The 18,698-nt window shown below is 70.9% G+C and carries 17 protein-coding genes; 13 read left to right on the plus strand and 4 right to left on the minus strand.

The annotated features are described in order from the left end of the window. From ABT041_RS07830 to ABT041_RS07860, 7 genes are all read left to right on the plus strand, one after another. Positions 1-563 (plus strand): cell division protein FtsQ/DivIB (locus ABT041_RS07830; RefSeq protein WP_351180667.1); only part of this gene is annotated, 563 nt, incomplete at its 5' end. 278 nt (positions 564-841) lie between these two features. After that, positions 842-2,056 (plus strand): cell division protein FtsZ, encoded by a 1,215-nt coding sequence (gene ftsZ, locus ABT041_RS07835; protein ID WP_351180670.1) that lies wholly within the window; start codon positions 842-844, stop codon positions 2,054-2,056. After that, complete coding sequence (gene pgeF / locus ABT041_RS07840) at positions 2,053-2,778, plus strand: peptidoglycan editing factor PgeF (RefSeq protein WP_351180673.1); 726 nt, start codon at positions 2,053-2,055, stop codon at positions 2,776-2,778. The genes ftsZ and pgeF overlap by 4 nt, the downstream gene beginning before the upstream one ends. Before the next feature lie 8 nt (positions 2,779-2,786). Further along, positions 2,787-3,506: a YggS family pyridoxal phosphate-dependent enzyme gene (locus tag ABT041_RS07845; protein ID WP_351180675.1), complete on the plus strand. Its 720-nt coding sequence runs from the start codon at positions 2,787-2,789 to the stop codon at positions 3,504-3,506. Between the two features lie 122 nt (positions 3,507-3,628). Further along, positions 3,629-4,249, plus strand: a complete 621-nt coding sequence (locus ABT041_RS07850) for a cell division protein SepF (protein ID WP_030693462.1) — start codon at positions 3,629-3,631, stop codon at positions 4,247-4,249. Between the two features lie 79 nt (positions 4,250-4,328). Further along, entirely contained in the window at positions 4,329-4,619 is a 291-nt protein-coding gene (locus tag ABT041_RS07855) for a YggT family protein (RefSeq protein ID WP_017238790.1), read from the plus strand. 67 nt (positions 4,620-4,686) lie between these two features. Continuing rightward, positions 4,687-5,790 (plus strand): DivIVA domain-containing protein, encoded by a 1,104-nt coding sequence (locus ABT041_RS07860; RefSeq protein ID WP_351180679.1) that lies wholly within the window; start codon positions 4,687-4,689, stop codon positions 5,788-5,790. Positions 5,791-6,266: 476 nt separating this feature from the next. Here the strand turns inward: ABT041_RS07860 and ileS are convergent, their stop codons facing one another. Continuing rightward, positions 6,267-9,398, minus strand: coding sequence for an isoleucine--tRNA ligase (ileS, locus tag ABT041_RS07865; protein ID WP_351180682.1), 3,132 nt, complete (start codon positions 9,396-9,398; stop codon positions 6,267-6,269). A gap of 541 nt (positions 9,399-9,939) precedes the next feature. On the opposite strand from ileS, the gene ABT041_RS07870 reads away from it, so the two are divergent. The 4 genes from ABT041_RS07870 to ABT041_RS07885 all read left to right on the plus strand — a co-directional run bounded on the left by ABT041_RS07870 (position 9,940) and on the right by ABT041_RS07885 (position 12,962). Next, positions 9,940-10,848, plus strand: a complete 909-nt coding sequence (locus ABT041_RS07870) for a TraR/DksA family transcriptional regulator (protein WP_351180685.1) — start codon at positions 9,940-9,942, stop codon at positions 10,846-10,848. An 80-nt stretch (positions 10,849-10,928) separates the two neighbouring features. After that, positions 10,929-11,513: a signal peptidase II gene (gene lspA / locus ABT041_RS07875; RefSeq protein WP_351180688.1), complete on the plus strand. Its 585-nt coding sequence runs from the start codon at positions 10,929-10,931 to the stop codon at positions 11,511-11,513. Positions 11,514-11,556: 43 nt separating this feature from the next. Further along, a complete protein-coding gene (locus ABT041_RS07880; protein ID WP_351180691.1) occupies positions 11,557-12,498 on the plus strand; it encodes an RluA family pseudouridine synthase in 942 nt (313 codons plus the stop codon). Next, positions 12,495-12,962 carry a GNAT family N-acetyltransferase gene (locus ABT041_RS07885; RefSeq protein WP_351180694.1) on the plus strand — a complete coding sequence of 156 codons (468 nt, stop codon included), beginning with the start codon at positions 12,495-12,497 and terminating at the stop codon, positions 12,960-12,962. Before ABT041_RS07880 ends, ABT041_RS07885 begins: the two co-directional genes overlap by 4 nt. Before the next feature lie 91 nt (positions 12,963-13,053). Here the strand turns inward: ABT041_RS07885 and ABT041_RS07890 are convergent, their stop codons facing one another. Next, positions 13,054-13,242: a hypothetical protein gene (locus tag ABT041_RS07890; protein WP_351180697.1), complete on the minus strand. Its 189-nt coding sequence runs from the start codon at positions 13,240-13,242 to the stop codon at positions 13,054-13,056. A gap of 77 nt (positions 13,243-13,319) precedes the next feature. On the opposite strand from ABT041_RS07890, the gene ABT041_RS07895 reads away from it, so the two are divergent. Next, a complete protein-coding gene (locus ABT041_RS07895) occupies positions 13,320-14,906 on the plus strand; it encodes a Na+/H+ antiporter (protein ID WP_351180700.1) in 1,587 nt (528 codons plus the stop codon). Positions 14,907-14,994: 88 nt separating this feature from the next. Next, the gene (locus ABT041_RS07900) at positions 14,995-15,564 is read left to right on the plus strand and encodes a dienelactone hydrolase family protein (protein WP_351180703.1); all 570 of its coding nucleotides are present in this window, start codon (positions 14,995-14,997) and stop codon (positions 15,562-15,564) included. Between the two features lie 93 nt (positions 15,565-15,657). Here the strand turns inward: ABT041_RS07900 and ABT041_RS07905 are convergent, their stop codons facing one another. Together ABT041_RS07905 and ABT041_RS07910 are read right to left on the minus strand one after the other, a co-directional pair. Further along, on the minus strand, positions 15,658-16,611 hold the full coding sequence (locus ABT041_RS07905) for a zinc metalloprotease (RefSeq protein ID WP_351180706.1): 954 nt from the start codon (positions 16,609-16,611) through the stop codon (positions 15,658-15,660). Between the two features lie 341 nt (positions 16,612-16,952). Next, positions 16,953-18,602, minus strand: coding sequence for an alkaline phosphatase D family protein (locus ABT041_RS07910; protein WP_351180709.1), 1,650 nt, complete (start codon positions 18,600-18,602; stop codon positions 16,953-16,955). Between the last annotated feature and the right edge of the window lie 96 nt (positions 18,603-18,698).

Below are 18,698 nucleotides of genomic sequence, written 5' to 3' on the forward strand. Positions count from 1 at the left end.
AGGTCGAGGCCGTCGCCGCCGTCCCGATGGGCGCCCCGCTCGTCACCGTCGACACGGACGCGATCGAGGCCCGGCTCCGGCAGAAGCTGCCGCGGATCGAGTCGATCGAGGTCGTGCGGTCATGGCCGCACGGAATCGGGCTGAAAGTGACGGAACGGAAGCCCGTTCTTCTTGTCGAAAAGGGTGGAAAGTTCACCGAAGTGGACGCGACGGGGCTGCGGTTCGCCACCGTCGACACCGCTCCCCACGGCGTCCCCCTCCTCGTCCTCGACAGCGCCTCCTCGCCGAGCCTGCGCCGCTTCGACGCGGACCGGTTGCTCCTGGAGGCGGTCCGCGTCCGGGGTGAACTCCCGGCGGAAATCGCCCGGGACGCTCGTGTCGTACGCATCACCTCGTACGACTCCGTCACTCTGGAGCTGACCAGGGGCCGAACGGTCTTCTGGGGCAGCGGTGAGCACGGCCCGGTCAAGGCCCGGGTGCTGACCGCCCTCATGAAGGCCACTCCCAAAGCGGGGCACTTCGATGTAAGTGCCCCCACGGCCCCCGCCTCGTCCGGAAGTTGACGGGCATCTCCGCTGGCCAGCACCCTGGTTGGCCATCGCTACGGGTGATCACATAGGGTGAAAAGAAAAACGGGAGGTTCGGCGTGTTCGTTGAACGTGCGCCACTTGTCGACTTAGTGTCCTGTTCGGAAGAGTCCAGCGAACAGAGACACTGGTAACCCTAAACTTCAACGTTAGGGTTCGGGTCGGCGTTTCGGACCGTCCCAATCGGCATCCGTCGGAGCGGCGCGACCAACCGCGCAGCGACGACACGTAACTCGAGGCGAGAGGCCTTCGACGTGGCAGCACCGCAGAACTACCTCGCAGTCATCAAGGTCATCGGTGTCGGCGGCGGTGGTGTCAATGCCATCAACCGAATGATCGAGGTCGGTCTCAAGGGCGTCGAGTTCATCGCCATCAACACCGACGCGCAAGCGCTGTTGATGAGCGACGCCGACGTCAAGCTCGACGTCGGCCGTGAACTGACCCGCGGCCTCGGCGCCGGGGCCAACCCGGCCGTCGGTCGCAAGGCGGCAGAGGACCACCGCGAGGAGATCGAGGAGGTCCTCAAGGGGGCCGACATGGTCTTCGTGACCGCCGGCGAGGGCGGCGGCACCGGCACCGGCGGCGCGCCCGTCGTCGCCAACATCGCGCGCTCGCTCGGCGCCCTGACGATCGGTGTGGTCACCCGGCCGTTCACCTTCGAGGGCCGCCGTCGCGCCAACCAGGCGGAGGACGGCATCGCCGAGCTCCGCGAAGAGGTCGACACCCTCATCGTCATCCCCAACGACCGGCTGCTCTCGATCTCGGACCGCCAGGTCTCCGTGCTCGACGCCTTCAAGTCGGCCGACCAGGTCCTCCTGAGCGGTGTCCAGGGCATCACCGACCTCATCACCACCCCGGGTCTGATCAACCTCGACTTCGCCGACGTCAAGTCGGTCATGTCCGAGGCCGGTTCGGCGCTCATGGGCATCGGCTCCGCCCGCGGCGACGACCGCGCGGTGGCGGCGGCCGAGATGGCGATCTCCTCGCCGCTCCTGGAGGCCTCCATCGACGGCGCCCGCGGCGTGCTGCTCTCCATCTCCGGCGGCAGCGACCTCGGTCTCTTCGAGATCAACGAGGCCGCGCAGCTGGTCAGCGAGGCGGCCCACCCCGAGGCCAACATCATCTTCGGCGCCGTCATCGACGACGCCCTCGGCGACGAGGTCCGGGTCACCGTCATCGCGGCCGGCTTCGACGGCGGCCAGCCGCCGGCCCGCCGGGACAACATCATCGGCTCGGTCTCGGCCAAGCGCGAGGAGCCGGCCCCGGCCCCCCGCATCACCGAGACCCCCCGCCCGCTGGGCGGCCTCGGCACGGTCGCCCCGCGCGAGGAGCCGGCCCCGGTCCCGGTCGAGCCCGCCCCGGTCGTCAACGAGACCCCGCTGGCGCAGGTCCCGCCGGTCGTCCCGCCGGCCCGTCCGTACGCGGACAGCCAGGCCGAGGAGCTGGACGTCCCGGACTTCCTGAAGTGATAGGACATCGCTTCGACGCGAACGGCGCGCACTTCGCCTTCACCGACCGGTGGGGCGGGGTGAGCGCCGTTCCGTACGAGGAGCTCAACCTCGGCGGAGCCGTCGGGGACGAGCCCGCGGCCGTCCTCGCCAACCGGGCGGCCGCCGCCGGGGCCCTCGGGCTCGACCCGGCGCGGGTGGTCTGGATGAACCAGGTCCACGGCGCCGACGTCGCCGAGGTCGACGGACCGTGGGAGGACACGGTGATCCCGTCCGTCGACGCGATCGTCACCGCCCGCCCCGGACTCGCCCTCGCCGTCCTCACCGCGGACTGCGTCCCCGTCCTCCTCGCCGATCCGGTCGCCGGAGTCGCGGCCGCCGCCCACGCCGGGCGGCCCGGGATGGTCGCCGGAGTCGTCCCCGCCGCCGTCGAGGCGATGGCGAAGCTCGGCGCCGAGCCCGCCCGGATCGTCGCCCGCACCGGCCCCGCCGTCTGCGGCCGCTGCTACGAAGTGCCCGAGGCGATGCGCGCCGAGGTCGCGGCCGTCGAACCGGCCGCGCACGCCGAGACCTCCTGGGGCACCCCCGCCGTCGACGTCGCCGCCGGAGTGCGCGCGCAGTTGGAGCGGCTCGGGGTCCTGGACATCGCGGACGCCGGGGTCTGCACCCTGGAATCGCCCGACCACTACTCGTACCGCCGCGATCGCACCACGGGGCGACTCGCGGGATATGTCTGGTTGTGAGAAGAGACATGACGGACCGCAAGTCGGAACTCGCCGCGAACCTGGCCCAGGTGGAGGAGCGCATCGCCGCCGCGTGCGCCGCCGCCGGGCGCGCGCGGGAGGAGGTGACCCTGATCGTGGTCACCAAGACCTACCCCGCGAGCGACGTCAGACTCCTGCACGAGCTCGGGGTGCGACACGTCGCCGAGAACCGGGACCAGGACGCCGCGCCGAAGGCCGCCGCCTGTGCCGACCTCGATCTGACCTGGCACTTCGTGGGCCAGTTGCAGACCAACAAGGTCAGATCCGTGGTGGGTTATGCCGATGTGGTGCAGTCTGTCGACCGCTTGAAGCTCGTTTCCGCCCTGTCCGCTGCCGCGGAGAAGGAGGGCCGCGAGCTCGGCTGTCTGATCCAGGTCGCGCTCGACGCCGAATCCGGCGAGCGGGGCGACCGCGGCGGCGTCGCGCCGGACGGGATCGAGGAGTTGGCCGCGGCCGTGGACGCCGCGCCCGGACTGCGACTCGCCGGTCTCATGACCGTCGCCCCGCTCGCCGGGGAGTACGCCGGGCGGCAACGCGCCGCTTTCGACCGGCTGATGGATTTGTCGACTGTCCTGCGCGCGACTCGTCCGGCTGCGAACATGGTGTCGGCAGGGATGAGCGCGGACCTCGAGGAGGCCGTCGCTGCCGGGGCGACACACGTACGCGTCGGTACGGCGGTACTCGGTGTCCGCCCGAAGCTCGGGTAACGTCGCGAAGCAAGTCGGACCACAGCAGAAAATATGGTCATTCCGCAGAACGGCGGGGTGGCCCGTGGATCGCCGGCACTTGGTGACAAGGCCGATCCACCACAGAGCGGAGGACTCAGAGAATGGCCGGCGCGATGCGCAAGATGGCGGTCTACCTCGGCCTCGTGGAGGACGATGGGTACGACGGCCGGGGCTTCGACCCCGACGACGACTTCGAACCCGAGCTGGAGCCGGAGCCCGAGCGCGACCGGCGCCACACCCCCCCGCGTCAGGTGGAGCGCGAGGAGCCGGTGCGAGTGGTGCAGCCCCCGGCTCCCCGGGAGCCGATTGCCCATTCTGTCCCGGTACTCGCCGAAAGCGGACGTCCGGCCCGAATTGCCCCCGTGGCATCCATCACACCCGAACGTCCGAGCCTGGAGAAGAACGCACCGGTGATCATGCCCAAGGTCGTGTCCGAGCGGGAGCCGTACCGCATCACCACGCTGCACCCGCGGACCTACAACGAGGCCCGTACCATCGGGGAACACTTCCGTGAGGGCACCCCGGTGATCATGAACCTCACGGAGATGGACGACACGGACGCGAAGCGACTTGTCGACTTTGCCGCCGGACTCGTCTTCGGGCTCCATGGCAGCATTGAGCGCGTGACGCAGAAGGTGTTCCTGTTGTCGCCTGCTAACGTCGATGTCACGGCGGAGGACAAGGCCCGGATCGCAGAGGGCGGATTCTTCAACCAGAGCTGAGAACAGAGAACCGGACGGACCGGTCGCGAAGCGGCCGGACAAGCGAGAGCACGAAAGCCAGGGGAGAGGGAAACGCGGGATGGGCGTCGCACTACAGGTGGTCTACATCGTGCTGATGTGCTTCCTCGTCCTCCTGATCGTCCGGCTTGTCATGGACTACGTCTTCCAGTTCGCCCGTTCATGGCAACCCGGTAAGGCGATGGTGGTTGTCCTTGAGGCCACCTACACTGTCACCGATCCACCGCTCAAGCTTCTGCGGCGACTCATCCCGCCGTTGCGTCTCGGGGGCGTGGCACTCGACCTGTCCTTCTTCGTTCTGATGATCATCGTCTACATCCTGATCTCCATCGTGAGCAGCTTCGCGAGGTGATGGTGGAGGAACGAGTGGACGATACGGTCTTGCCGACTGCCGACGACTACGTAGAGGTGAAGAAGAGATGCCGCTGACCCCCGAGGACGTGCGGAACAAGCAGTTCACGACCGTCCGCCTTCGAGAAGGCTATGACGAGGACGAGGTCGATGCCTTCCTCGACGAGGTCGAAGCCGAACTGACCCGCCTGCTCCGCGAGAACGAGGACCTGCGCGCCAAGCTGGCCGCCGCGACGCGTGCCGCCGCGCAGAACCAGCAGCAGGGCATGCGCAAGCCCCCGGAGCCGCAGGATCGTCCCGTCGGTCCCGGCGCGCCGGTGCCCGCCGCCATATCCGGACCGCCGGCCCAGCAGCAGCCGCAGATGGGCCCGCCGCAGCTGCCGTCCGGTGCCCCCGCGCTTCCCGCCGGCCCGATGCAGGGCGGCCCCATGCAGGGCGGGCCCATGGGCCCCGGCCCGATGCAGGGCGGCCCGATGCAGGGCGGACCGATGGGTCCCGGCCCGATGCAGGGCGGCCCCATGGGTCACCCGCAGCAGCAGATGCAGCCGCAGATGCAGCAGCCGCAGCAGGGTCCCGGTGGCGACAGTGCCGCGCGTGTCCTCTCGCTCGCCCAGCAGACCGCCGACCAGGCGATCGCCGAGGCACGCTCCGAGGCCAACAAGATCGTCGGCGAGGCGCGCTCCCGCGCCGAGGGCCTGGAGCGGGACGCCCGCGCCAAGGCGGACGCTCTTGAGCGGGACGCGCAGGAGAAGCACCGCGTCGCGATGGGCTCCCTGGAGTCCGCCCGCGCCACGCTGGAGCGCAAGGTCGAGGACCTGCGCGGCTTCGAGCGCGAGTACCGTACGCGCCTGAAGTCCTACCTGGAGTCCCAGCTGCGTCAGCTGGAGACCCAGGCGGACGACTCGCTGGCTCCGCCGCGCACCCCGGCCACGGCCTCGCTGCCGCCGGCCCCGTCGATGGCCTCGGCGGGCGCGAGCGCGCCGTCCTACGGCGGCAACGGCACGATGGGTGGTGCGCCGTCCATGGGCGGTGCCCCGTCCTACGGCGGCCAGCAGCAGATGTCCCCGGCGATGACCCAGCCGATGGCTCCGGTCCGGCCGCAGGCGCCTCAGCCGATGCAGCAGGCGCCGGCGCCCATGCGGGGCTTTCTGATCGACGAGGACGACAACTGAGGCGGCGTGTTCAACGCGTGTTGAGCGCGTAGCCGTCGGCGGCAGTCTCGAAGGGCCGGCTCCCCACCCGGGAGCCGGCCCTTCGGCGTGCCCCGTTGTGGGCACGCGTTCCGGGGGGGGCGTGCCCACCCGCCGTTGTGGGGCCCGCACCCGCTGCCCGTGTGGGCAATCGTCCCTCCCCCAGATTCCCGTCCAGGGGGACCCCCAGGGCGGGACGGGTGGGCACACGGGACGGCGCCCTCCAGCGGCGCCTCCGCGTTCCGCGCCCTGGCCCGCACCACGAGCGATGGTGCACGGGGTGCGGGTTCAGGCGCTGGAGCCTCTGGCGCCGGCAGGGGCGCCGTTCCGTTGTGCCCACCCGTTCCGCCCTGGGGGCACCTCCCGGACGAAGTCTGGGGGAGGAACGCCTGCCCACAACAGGCGGGCAGCGCGAAGGGCCCGGCACCGGGGTGGTGGCGGGCCCTTCGGGGAGGGGGTTATGCCTTGCGGAGGTGGAACGTGAGGGTCAGGGACTCGTCCTCGAAGGCGGCGCCGTACGTCGCGTCGGCCTCACCCTGCGCGTAGTCCGTCGCCAGGACCTCGTCCGCGATCAGGGCCGCGTGGACCGTCAGCGCCTCCACCGTCTCCGGAGACGTGGACGACCACCGCAGCGCGATGCGGTCCGCCACGTCCAGGCCGCTGTTCTTGCGGGCCTCCTGGATCAGCCGGATCGCGTCACGGGCCAGGCCCGCCCGGCGGAGCTCCGGGGTGATCTCCAGGTCCAGGGCCACCGTCGCGCCCGCGTCGGAGGCGACCGACCAGCCCTCACGGGGGGTCTCCGTGATGATGATCTCCTCCGGGGTGACGGTGATCTCCTCGCCGTTCACGGAGAGCGTCGCCTCGCCCGAGCGCAGGGCCAGCGAGAGCGCCGCCGCGTCGGCCGCGGCCACCGCCTTCGCCACGTCCTGGACTCCCTTGCCGAAGCGCTTGCCCAGGGCCCGGAAGTTCGCCTTGGCCGTGGTGTCGACGAGCGAACCGCCGACCTCGGAGAGGGACGCCAGGGAGCTGACGTTCAGCTCCTCCGTGATCTGGGCCTGGAGCTCCTCCGACAGGGCGGAGAAGCCCGTCGCCGCGACCAGCGCGCGGGACAGCGGCTGGCGGGTCTTCACGCCGGACTCGGCGCGGGTGGCGCGGCCCAGCTCGACCAGGCGGCGGACCAGGAGCATCTGCTCGGAGAGGGCCTTGTCGATGAGCCGCGAGTCCGCGTCCGGCCAGGTGGCCAGGTGGACCGACTCCGGGGCGTCCGGGCTCACCGGGACGACCAGGTCCTGCCAGACCCGCTCGGTGATGAACGGGGTCAGCGGGGCCATCAGGCGGGTGACCGTCTCGATGACGTCGTGCAGCGTGCGGAGCGCGGACGCGTCGCCCTGCCAGAAGCGGCGGCGCGAGCGGCGCACGTACCAGTTGGACAGGTCGTCGACGAACGCCGAGATCAGCTTGCCGGTGCGCTGGGTGTCGTACGACTCCATCGCCTCGGTGGTCTCGGCGACCAGCGTGTTCAGCTCGGACAGCAGCCAGCGGTCGAGGACCGTGCGGTCGGCCGGCGCCGGGTCCGCCGCGCTCGGCGCCCAGCCGGACGTACGGGCGTACAGGGCCTGGAAGGCGACCGTGTTCCAGTACGTGAGGAGGGTCTTGCGCACGACCTCCTGGATCGTGCCGTGGCCGACGCGGCGCGCCGCCCACGGGGAGCCGCCGGCCGCCATGAACCAGCGGACCGCGTCGGCGCCGTGCTGGTCCATCAGCGGGATGGGCTGGAGGATGTTGCCCAGGTGCTTGGACATCTTCCGGCCGTCCTCGGCGAGGATGTGGCCCAGGCAGACCACGTTCTCGTACGAGGACTTGTCGAAGACCAGCGTGCCGACCGCCATCAGCGTGTAGAACCAGCCGCGGGTCTGGTCGATCGCCTCGGAGATGAACTGCGCCGGGTAGCGGGACTCGAAGAGCTCCTTGTTCTGGTACGGGTAGCCGTACTGCGCGAACGGCATGGAGCCCGAGTCGTACCAGGCGTCGATGACCTCCGGCACGCGCGTGGCGGTCTTCGAGCAGCTCGGGCACGGGAACGTCACCGCGTCGATGAACGGGCGGTGCGGGTCGAGCTCCGACTGGTCGGTGCCCGTGAGCTCGGTGAGCTCGGCGCGCGAGCCCACGCAGGTCAGGTGGTCGTCCTCGCAGCGCCAGATCGGCAGCGGGGTGCCCCAGTAGCGGTTACGGGAGAGCGCCCAGTCGACGTTGTTCGTCAGCCAGTCGCCGAAGCGGCCGTGCTTGACGGACTCCGGGAACCAGTTGGTCTTCTCGTTCTCCTGGAGCATGCGGTCCTTGACCGCGGTCGTACGGATGTACCAGGACGGCTGCGCGTAGTAGAGCAGGGCCGTGTGGCAGCGCCAGCAGTGCGGGTAGCTGTGCTCGTACGCGATGTGCTTGAAGAGCAGGCCGCGCGCGTCCAGGTCGGCGGTGAGCGCCTCGTCGGCCTTCTTGAAGAAGACGCCGCCGACCAGCGGCACGTCCTCCTCGAAGGTGCCGTCGGGGCGGACCGGGTTCACGACCGGCAGGCCGTACGCCTTGCAGACCTTGAGGTCGTCCTCACCGAAGGCGGGGGACTGGTGGACCAGACCCGTACCGTCCTCGGTCGTCACGTACTCGGCGTTGACGACGTAGTGCGCCTCGGCGGGGAACTCCACGAGCTCGAAGGGGCGCTGGTAGGTCCAGCGCTCCATCTCCGCGCCCGTGAAGGACTCGCCCGTGGTCACCCAGCCCTCGCCGAGCGCCTTCTCGACCAGCGGCTGGGCGACGACGACCCGCTCGTCGCCGTCCGTGGCGACCACGTACGTCACCTCGGGGTGCGCGGCGACGGCCGTGTTGGACACCAGGGTCCACGGGGTCGTCGTCCAGACCAGGAGCGCCGCCTTGCCCGCGAGCGGGCCGGACGTGAGCGGGAAGCGCACGTACACGGAGGGGTCGACGACCGTCTCGTAGCCCTGCGCCAGCTCGTGGTCCGAGAGGCCGGTGCCGCAGCGGGGGCACCAGGGGGCGACGCGGTGGTCCTGGACCAGGAGGTCCTTGTCGAAGATCTGCTTGAGCGACCACCAGACCGACTCGATGTACGAGGGGTCCATGGTCCGGTACGCGTCGTCGAGGTCGACCCAGTAGCCCATGCGGGTCGTGAGCTCGGCGAAGGCGTCGGTGTGCCGGGTCACGGACTCGCGGCACTTCTCGTTGAACTCGGCGATGCCGTACGCCTCGATGTCCTTCTTGCCGGAGAAGCCGAGCTCCTTCTCGACGGCGAGCTCGACCGGGAGGCCGTGGCAGTCCCAGCCGGCCTTGCGGGCCACGTGGTAGCCGCGCATGGTCCGGAAGCGGGGGAACACGTCCTTGAAGACGCGGGCCTCGATGTGGTGGGCGCCGGGCATGCCGTTGGCGGTGGGCGGACCCTCGTAGAACACCCACTCGGGGCGGCCCTCGGACTGCTCCAGGGTCTTCGCGAAGACCTTGCTCTCGCGCCAGAAATCGAGCACGTCGTGCTCCAGCGCGGGCAGGTCGACCTGGGCGGGCACCTGGCGGTACTGCGACATCGATCTTCCTCCGGCGGACGGTTCTCTTCCGTCGGAGGGACGAGAGCGCTGCTCCCGCGGTACCACCCTCCTTGGCCCCGGACGTGATCGTCCTGAGCCCCCTCATTGGGGTCGCGACGCCGGTTCTAGTCACCGCCCTGTCGTGCGGCTTTCTTCCGACGGCTCCGGGGTGATGCTTCACATCGGGCTCGCCCCCGGGCTCTCACCGTCCCCGGGTCGCTCATGGCTGCTTGCGACGCTACTCGTCCCCATCCAAGCCTTTCGCTGTGGCCAGTGTAAGGGGCCGGAGAGGAGGCGGCAGACCGGTTTTCGCGTGACCCGAATGGCCATACGGGCCGGGCCGGACTTCCCGTGCGGCCATGTGGGGGAGGGCTGGGACGGATAACCGGGCGGGGAGCTGGGCACAACGGAGGCAGGCCCGCCCCGTGGGGAGCGGGGGCGGGTGGGAACGGCGGCGTGCCCCGTTGCCGCGGGCCTTGGGCCGATTTATCGTCCCAGCACGATTCGCGAGCAAGATCACAAAATGTGAAGGGGCCGCGACATGGTGGCGAAGAAGACCGCCGCGAAGAAGACCTCGGTCGCCGGTTCCGCCGGTGCGACCGGGGTCGCCGAGGACGTGGCCGCCAAGGACGTGGCCGGCAAGAAGTCGACGGTCGACGGGAAACCGGTCGCGAAGAAGACGCCGGCCAGGAAGACGGTCGCGAACAGGACGGTCGCGAAGAAGTCCGCCGCGAAGAAGGCGGTCGCGAAGGAGCCGGTCGCGAGGAAGTCCGTCGCGAAGAAGGCGGCGGCCCGGAAGACGGCCGCCGCGGACGCGGCCCCGAAGGAGGCCGTCGCGAAGGAGGCCGGTGCGGCGGATCCCGTCGACGACGCCTCCGCCGGCGACGCCCCCGCCCCGAAGACGCCCGCCAAGAAGGCCGTGGCGAAGAAGGCGGCAGCCAAGAAGGCGCCCGCCGCGAAGAAGCAGACAGGAGCCAGGACGGTGGCAGCGAAGAAGACCGCGGGTGGCGTCACGACCGTCGGCGACGAGGCGGTGGTGCCCCCGGCGCGGGCCGGTGAGCTCGCGGTGCGTCCCGGCGAGGACCCGTGGACGCCGGAGGAGGTCGCGGAGGCCCGCAACGGCCTCCAGGCGGAGGTGCTGCGGCTCCGCAGCGAGCTCGTCCACTCCCAGGAGGAGCTGACCGGTCTGATGCGGGACTCCGGCGACGGCGCCGGGGACGACCAGGCCGACACCGGCACCAAGAACATCACGCGCGAGCACGAGCTGGCCCTCGCGGCGAACGCCCGGGAGATGCTGGAGCAGACCGAGCACGCCCTTGAGCGGCTCGACGCGGGCACGTACGGCCTGTGCGAGGTGTGCGGCAAGCCGATCGGCAAGGCGCGGATGCAGGCCTTCCCGCGGGCCACGCTCTGCGTCGAGGACAAACAGCGACAGGAGCGGCGCGGCTGACGATCTCGGCTGCCGGTCTCGTACGCCTGTGCCGTACCCTCGGTGCACGGTCAGGCATCGAGGTCGAGGGACTCACTCACGTGGCAGAGGCGGAGCGCATCATCGGTACGCCGGATTCAGCAGGGGCCGACGAGACGGCCGCTCCCGACGGCACGGCCGCTCCCGAGGAGCGGCCCAGGGGCAGGCGCCGGATCGTCGCCCTCTTCGTGGTGGCCGTGCTCGCCTATCTCCTCGACCTCGGCAGCAAGATGCTGGTCGTCGCCAAGCTGGAGGGCCACGAGCCGATCCGGCTGATCGGCGACGTCCTGCGGCTCGACGCCATCCGGAACCCGGGCGCCGCCTTCGGCATGGGCGAGGCCTTCACGATCATCTTCACCGTCATCGCCGCCGCCGTGATCGTCGTGATCATCCGCCTGGCGCGCAAGCTCTACAGCCTGCCCTGGGCGATCGCGCTCGGTCTGCTGCTCGGCGGCGCGCTGGGCAACCTCACGGACCGGATCTTCCGCTCGCCGGGCGTCTTCGAGGGCGCGGTCGTGGACTTCATCGCCCCCGCGCACTTCGCCGTCTTCAACCTCGCCGACTCGGCGATCGTCTGCGGCGGCATCCTGATCGTGCTGCTGTCCTTCCGGGGCCTGGACCCGGACGGCACCGTCCACAAGGACTGAGCACACAGGACCGAGCACTCCCGGCACAAGGCATACTCGACGGGTGAGCACGAGTCCCGAGATCCGCACGCTGCCCGTTCCCGATGGCCTGGAGGGCGAGCGCGTCGACGCCGCCATCGCCCGTATGTTCGGGTTCTCCCGTACGAAGGCGGCCGAGCTGGCCGCCGCAGGGAAGGTCCAGGTCGACGGCTCCGTCGTCGGCAAGTCAGAGCGGGTCAGCGGCGGCGCGTGGCTCGAGGTCGAGATGCCGGGCGCGGCCGCGCCGGTGCAGGTCGTCGCCGAGCCCGTCGAGGGCATGGAGATCATCCACGACGACGACGACATCGTCGTGATCATGAAGCCGGTCGGCGTCGCCGCGCACCCCAGCCCCGGCTGGACCGGCACCACGGTCATCGGCGGCCTCGCCGCCGCCGGGTACCGCATCTCCACCTCCGGCGCCGCCGAGCGCCAGGGCATCGTGCACCGCCTCGACGTCGGCACCTCCGGTCTGATGGTGGTCGCGAAGTCGGAGTACGCGTACACGTCGCTCAAGCGCCAGTTCAAGGAGCGCGTGGTCGACAAGCGCTACAACGCGCTGGTCCAGGGCCACCCGGACCCGATGAGCGGCACCATCGACGCGCCGATCGGCCGCCACCCGAACCACGACTACAAGTGGGCGGTCACCGCCGACGGCAAGCCCTCCGTCACGCACTACGACCTCATCGAGGCGTACCGGTCGGCCTCGCTGCTCGACATCAAGCTGGAGACGGGCCGCACCCACCAGATCCGGGTGCACATGTCCGCCCACCGCCACCCCTGCGTCGGCGACCTCACCTACGGCGCCGACCCGACCCTCGCCAAGCGCCTCGGCCTGACCCGGCAGTGGCTGCACGCCGTCCGCCTCGGCTTCGAGCACCCGGCCGACGGGTCCTGGGTCGAGTTCGCCAGCACCTACCCCGAGGACCTGCAGAAGGCCCTCGACCGGATCGCGTCGGAGAGCCAGTGAGCGCCGCCTACTCCGTCCGTGAGGCCGTGGCGGGCGAGGACCGCGACGCCTGCTTCGAGGTGCGCCGCGAGGTCTTCGTCGACGAGCAGGGCGTCCCGCGCGAGCTGGAGTACGACCCGTACGACGAGACGGCGGTGCACGTGCTCGCGGTCCGCGCGGACGGCGTCCCGCTGGGCACCGGACGGCTCCTGCACGGGGCCGACGCGCTCGGCAGGACAGGCGGCGACGCCTCCGTGGGCTCCCTCGGGCGGCTCGCGGTGACCAAGGCCGCCCGCGGTCTCGGGGTCGGCGCGGCGCTCGTGCGGGCCATCGAGGACGCGGCCCGCGCGCGTGGCCTCAGCGCGGTCGACCTGCACGCGCAGACCCATGCGCTGGGCTTCTACGAGCGGCTCGGCTACGAGGCGTACGGCCCGGAGTTCCCGGACGCGGGGATGCCGCACCGGGCCATGCGGCGCGTGCTGTAGCGGACGTGGTGAAGGGCCGGTCCGGGAGGACAGGCCCTGAGGGGACACCCGGGGGCCGGTGCGGCCGGCCCGGGTGGGGTGGTCGTGGCGGTCACTTGAAGGTGTGGCACCCGTGCGGGCGCTCGTCGACGGGGCCGGTGCACTGACCGCTCTGACCGCCGCCGTTTCCGCCGTTGGTCGGGGGCGACGGGTTCGCCAGTGCGGCCGATCCGGCGCCGAGCACGCCGGCAATGGCCAGCACCAGGGCGGCCGCGCGGCGCCCGATGTGCTGCTTCAACATGACATCCTCCTGGCGAGTGGCTGGAATGTCCCTTTTATGATAGGGCTTCCGATCTTCGCCCGCCTGGAGAGGACACCGTGGACCAGCTCGCCCTGCTGTTCCTGCTACTGCTCGGAGCCCTGCTCACCGTGCCCCTCGGCGAACGGCTCGGGCTGCCCGCGCCCGTCCTGATGACCCTCATCGGCATCGTGCTGGCCTTCCTGCCCTTCGTGCCGAACGTCGACATCCCGCCGGAGTTCATCCTCCCGCTGGTGCTGCCGCCGCTGCTCTACGCCTCCGTGCAGCGGACCTCCTGGCGGCAGTTCGCGGCCAACAGACGGCCCATCTTCCTGCTCGCGGTGGCCCTGGTCTTCGTCACCACGGCCGCCGTGGGCGCGGTCGCGCACGCGCTCGTGCCGGGGCTTCCGCTCGCCGCCGCCCTGGCGCTCGGCGCCCTCGTCGCGCCGCCGGACCCGGTCGCCGCGACCGCCGTGGCCGGTTCGCTCGGGCTGCCCCGCCGGCTGGTGTCGATCCTGGAGGGCGAGGGGCTCTTCAACGACGTCACCGCGATCGTGCTCTACCACGTGGCGATCGCCGCCGTCGTCAGCGGCTCCTTCTCCTGGCCCGAGGCGCTCGGCGAGTTCGTGCTGTCCGCCGTGGTCGCCGTGATCGTCGGTCTGACGCTCGGCTGGCTCTCCAACAAGCTGATCGGCCTCCTCGGCGACGTCACCCTGCAGACCGGCCTCACCCTCCTCGTCCCCTTCGTGAGCTATGTGATCGCCGAGGAGCTGCACGGCTCCGGCGTCCTCGCCGTCCTGGTCACCGCCCTCTTCCTGGCCGAGCACGCGGCCGACGCCGACGACGTCATGGGCCGGCTCGCCGGGCAGACCTTCTGGCAGATCGTCGACACCCTCGTCACCGGCATCGCCTTCGGTCTCATCGGCCTGGAGCTCGTGCACGTCTTCGGGGTCGCCGAGGGGCGAGGCTGGGAGATGCTCGGCTGGGGCGCCGCCGTGGTCGGCGTGGTCGTCGGCGTCCGTCTCCTGTGGCTGCTGCCCGCCACCTGGCTGGCGAAGAAGCTGCACACGCTCCGGGACGTCGACGAGGAGATCCCCATGAGCTGGCGGGAGACGGTCGTCATGTGGTGGGCGGGGATGCGCGGGGTGGCCTCGGTCGCGCTCGCCCTGGCCATCCCGTTCCGCACCGACGACGACGCGCCCTTCCCCGGCCGCGACGAGATCGTCTTCATCGCCTTCTGTGTGATCATCGCCACACTCGTCCTCCAGGGCCTCACCCTGCCCTGGCTGGTGAAGCGGCTCGGGGTGCGCGCCGACACGGACGCCGAGCGGGCCCTGGAGCGGGAGCTCGCGATCCGGGCGGCGAAGGCCGCCAAGCGCAGGCTCAAGGAGATCGAGGAGGTCGAGGAGCTGCCCGAGGAGGTGCAGGAGCGGCTGCTGCGCGGTGCGTACGACATCGGGGCGCGGATCAGCCCGGACATGGTGGACGACGAGCGGCGGGCCGCCTTCATGGAGCGGACGAAGCGGTTCAAGGCCGTCCAGCGGATCCAGCGGGAGCTGATGTCGGCCGCCCGGCACGAGGTCCTGGCGGCCCGCAGCGAACCGGGCGCCGACCCCGAGGTGGTGGACCGGGTGCTGCGCCACCTGGACGTGCGCAGCATGCGCTGACGGCCCGGCCTGTCGGTCGCGGGGCGGCCCGGGCCCGTCCGCGGCGGGTGTCCCGGGCCTGTCCGCGGGGGGTGGCAGGATGGGACGCATGGACATCATGCTCTTCCACTCGGCCTACGGGCTGACCCCTTCCGTCGAGGCGGCCGCCGAGCGGCTCCGGGCCGCCGGCCACCAGGTCTGGACCCCGGACCTCTACGACGGACGGACGGTCGGGACGGTCGAGGAGGGCGTGGCGCTCCGGGACGAGATCGGCAAGGACGAGCTGCTCAAGCGTGCGGTCCTGGCCGCCGCCCCGTACTCCGAGCGCGGCCTGGTCTACATGGGTCTCTCGCTCGGGGCCTCGATCGCGCAGACGCTGGCGCTCGGCGACGAGAAGGCGCGCGGGCTGCTGCTGCTCCACGGCACCTCGGACATCGCGGAGTCGGCCGCGGTGGACGAGCTGCCGGTGCAGCTGCACGTGGCCGAGCCGGACCCGTTCGAGACGGACGACTGGCTGTCCTCCTGGTACCTCCAGATGCGCAAGGCCGGGGCGGACGTGGAGGTCTACCGCTACCGGGGCGCGGGGCACATCTACACGGACCCGGAGCTGCCGGACTACGACGCGGAGGCGGCGGAGCGGACCTGGTCGGTCGCGCTGTCCTTCATCGACAGCCTGTAGGGCGTACGGAAGTCCGCAGGGCGTACGGAAAAGGGGTGTGGCCCCCGGGGAGTCGATTCCCCGGGGGCCACACCGCTGTTCGCGGACGATCCGTCAGGCGCGGTACGCCGTCCAGGAGTCGTTCATGCGGGTCACCTGGCCCGCGGTGAACTGGTACATGCAGGAGTCGTACGTGTAGTCCATGAAGTTGTGGATCGGGTCCACACCGGTCTTCGAGGCGCACGAGTCACGGCCGGTCGGGCACTGGTAGGCCGCGCTCTTCTCGGCCGGGGTGTCGGCGACGTAGTCGCCGTTGCCGTTGCAGCCGCCCTGGAAGGTGTGGTACAGGCCCATCCAGTGGCCGACCTCGTGGGTGGCGGTGTCGCCCTCGGCGTAGTTGGTCGCCGAGCCGCCGGGCAGGGAGGCGTCGAGGATGACGACACCGTCCATGTTCGGGCTGGAGTTGTACGAGGACGGGAAGGTCGCCCAGCCGAGGAGGCCGCCGCCGAGGTTGGCGGTGTAGATGTTCAGCGCGTTGGCGCCGCCCTTGCGCAGGGTGGTCTTCATGTCCTTCTCGGCCTGCGAGCCGGAGGACAGGTTGTACCAGGTGGCGTTGTCCGTGTAGTCGGTCGCGGCCAGCGTGAACTGGAAGCCCGAGTTCACGTTGCCGGTGCCCTGGCCGCCGTACGCGGCGTTGAGGACGGCCAGCTGGTTGCTCACGTCGGTGGCGGTGAGCTTGCCCGTCGTACCGCTGTGGATGACGTGGAAGTAGACGGGGATCGAGACCGCGGTGGCGCCCTCGGCCACGGAGGGGCTGAGGCGGCTGTCGGTCCAGGCGGCGGCGACCTTCTTCTTCAGGTCGTCGTCCATGGCCTTGGCCTGGGCGGCGGTGAGCTCGTCCGGCTCGGCCACGGTGGCGCTGCCCTTGGCCTTGCGGGCGGCGGAGAGCGTCGACGTACCGTCCGCGCACTTCTCGGCGGAGGCCAGCGTGCCGCCGGCCGGGGCGGCGACGACGGGGGCGGAGAGCGGAGCGATGGCCAGGGTTCCGGCCAGGACGGCAGTGCCCATCAGACGACGTGTCATACGCGGCGATATGCGGACAAGAGCACGCACGGTGACTCCTTGCGGGGGGTTCTGGAGAGGGACTTCCTCGCCACCGCCCGGAGATTACGCGTCCATGTCACACGCCGTTGAGAAGTGATCAGGCCCAATCATTCGTCGGGCAATTCGGGTCATCGGGAAGAAAAACTTGCGTCGCTTCCAGGGTTTGAGACGCGGGCGTAACGGGCGGGGTGGCAGAGGCGGGTGGTGTGTCCGGATTCGATCTCCGGAACCCACCACCCCCCGTAGCGATGTGATCTCCCGTTAACAGAAGAGATCATGGCTGAAAATCGCCCCCGCGAGGGCGGTTACAGCACCGGCTGGTACACCCGCTCGACACGCTGCGTTCCGCTCAGCGTCCGGTACGAACGCGCCCAGGCCGTCGTCGCGGCCGGGTCCTTCTTGTCGGAGACCGTGTAGTAGTCCATCTGCGAGCGCTCGGCCGTCACATCGAGCACGCCGTAGCCGTGGTGGTCCATGTCCACCCACTTCACATGGCGGTTGGCGGCCTTCACGGCCCCCGCCGCCACCACCGAGAGCGTGCCCGGCGCCACGTGCAGCAGGTCGTCCAGGTTGTCCGAGGTCACCGAGGTGACCACGAACTCGGTCGCCGCCGAGGCCGAGAGCGGATACGTCGCGGCCTTCACCGGCACGTCGTTGGCCCAGGCCATGTGGATGTCGCCGGTCAGGAAGACCGTGTTCCTGATCGCCCGCGCGGTCAGATGCGCGAGCAGCTCCTTGCGGTCGTCCGTGTAGCCGTCCCACTGGTCCACGTTGACCGCGATGCCCTCGGTCGGCAGGCCCATCAGCTCGGCCAGCGGCTCCAGGAGGTACGCCGGCAGCGAGCCGAAGGCGACCGGCGAGATCATCACCGAGGTGCCGACCAGCTGCCAGGTCGCGTCCGAACCCGCGAGGCCGGCCTTCAGCCAGTCCAGCTGCGCCCGCCCGGTGATGCTCCGCTCCGGGTCGTCGACCGTGCCGCTGCCCGTCTTCGCCTGCGCCGACCGGAAGGAACGCAGGTCGAGCAGATGCAGATCGGCCAGCTTGCCGAAGCGCAGCCGCCGGAAGACCGTGCCCTCCGTGGAGGTGCGGACCGGCATCCACTCGAAGTACGCCTGCTTCGCGGCGGCCACCCGGGCCGCCCACTCGCCCTCGGTGCCGGGCGTGTGGTTCTCGGCCCCGCCCGACCAGGCGTCGTTGGCGAACTCGTGGTCGTCCCAGATCGCGATCACCGGGTGCGCCGCGTGCAGCGCCTGGAGGTCGGCGTCCGTCTTGTACTTCCCGTGCCGGGTCCGGTAGTCGGCGAGCGAGACGATCTCGTGGCCCGGCTCGTGCTGCCGCACGACGTACTTCGCCTCGGGGTAGGCGCCGGTGGCGTACTCGTAGATGTAGTCGCCGAGGTGGAGGATCGCGTCCAGGTCGGAGCGGGACGCGAGATGGCGGTACGCGGAGAAGTGGCCGGACTCCCAGTTCGCACAGGAGACCACGCCGAAGCGGACACCGGGTGCGGCGGCGTCGGCGGCCGGTGCGGTGCGGGTGCGGGCGGCGGGGGAGACGACGGAGCCCGCGGTGAAGCGGAACCAGTAGGCGGTCGCCGGGCGCAGGCCCCGGACGTCGGCCTTCACCGTGTGGTCGGAGGCGGCGCTCGCCGTGGTGGTGCCGGAGGCGACGACCCGGGCGAAGGAGCGGTCCTCGGCGAGCTCCCAGCCGACCTGGACGTCGGGGCCGAGGCCGGAGCCGGGCACGGCCTCCGGGGTGGGGGTGACGCGCGTCCAGAGCAGGACGCCGTCGGGCAGCGGGTCGCCGGAGGCGACGCCGTGGAGGAAGGCGGGTGCCCCGGTGTCCGCGAGCGCCGGAGAGGCCGCGCCGAGCAGGGCGGGCGTGGCGACGGCGGTGACGGCGGCGGCCTTGACGACGGCGCGCCGCGTGGGGGCGGGGGATATGAAACGACTGGTCACGGGCAGTCAGATTACTGACGAGTACGCCCGAGGGGCAGGAGAATTCAGGAAGTTCGCCGACTCGTCGCCCCCTGGACGCCCGAGCCGGGTGAAGAG

It is taken from the genome of Streptomyces sp. NPDC002825, assembly GCF_040295385.1.
GTDB lineage: Bacteria > Actinomycetota > Actinomycetes > Streptomycetales > Streptomycetaceae > Streptomyces.

Coding starts and splice junctions, on each gene's coding strand:
- ABT041_RS07900 (WP_351180703.1), top strand. CDS start 14,995: ATGGACATCATGCTCTTCCACTCGGCCTACGGGCTGACCCCTTCCGTC.
- ABT041_RS07860 (WP_351180679.1), top strand. CDS start 4,687: ATGCCGCTGACCCCCGAGGACGTGCGGAACAAGCAGTTCACGACCGTC.
- ABT041_RS07890 (WP_351180697.1), bottom strand. CDS start 13,242: ATGTTGAAGCAGCACATCGGGCGCCGCGCGGCCGCCCTGGTGCTGGCC.
- ABT041_RS07850 (WP_030693462.1), top strand. CDS start 3,629: ATGGCCGGCGCGATGCGCAAGATGGCGGTCTACCTCGGCCTCGTGGAG.
- ABT041_RS07905 (WP_351180706.1), bottom strand. CDS start 16,611: ATGGGCACTGCCGTCCTGGCCGGAACCCTGGCCATCGCTCCGCTCTCC.
- ABT041_RS07855 (WP_017238790.1), top strand. CDS start 4,329: ATGGGCGTCGCACTACAGGTGGTCTACATCGTGCTGATGTGCTTCCTC.
- ABT041_RS07845 (WP_351180675.1), top strand. CDS start 2,787: ATGACGGACCGCAAGTCGGAACTCGCCGCGAACCTGGCCCAGGTGGAG.
- ABT041_RS07870 (WP_351180685.1), top strand. CDS start 9,940: ATGGTGGCGAAGAAGACCGCCGCGAAGAAGACCTCGGTCGCCGGTTCC.
- ileS (WP_351180682.1), bottom strand. CDS start 9,398: ATGTCGCAGTACCGCCAGGTGCCCGCCCAGGTCGACCTGCCCGCGCTG.